The sequence below is a fragment of the Neisseria sp. P0009.S007 genome, from assembly GCF_051962515.1.
This window is the reverse complement of sequence record NZ_JBQCVF010001137.1, coordinates 1-264: the sequence shown is the minus strand read 5'-3', so window position 1 is coordinate 264 and position 264 is coordinate 1. Positions and strand designations below refer to the sequence as shown.

Below are 264 nucleotides of genomic sequence, written 5' to 3'. Positions count from 1 at the left end.
GACTAGCGGGGTGACGTAGACGTCCGACGACGGATTGGTGGCGCGTGGGGCGACCTCATTGGTCCCGGCGGGTTTGGGAGCCTCGGCGGGCTTCGGCGCGGCCGGCGCCGGTGCCTCCTCGGCCTCGCTCTTCACCGGCTCAGGTTTGGCCTTTTCCGCGGGCTCAGCCGTCGGCTTAGCAGGCGCAGGGGCCGACTCGACAGCAGAGGGGTCGCCGATGATGGCTAGGACGGCGCCGACCTCGGCGTCTTCGTCTTCGGGGAC

Annotated in this window: 1 pseudogene; it reads right to left on the bottom strand. The window is 70.8% G+C overall.

Annotated features, from left to right (window positions below):
* A pseudogene (locus ACTHS3_RS18060) lies at window positions 1–264 on the bottom strand (hypothetical protein); the annotation flags it as partial.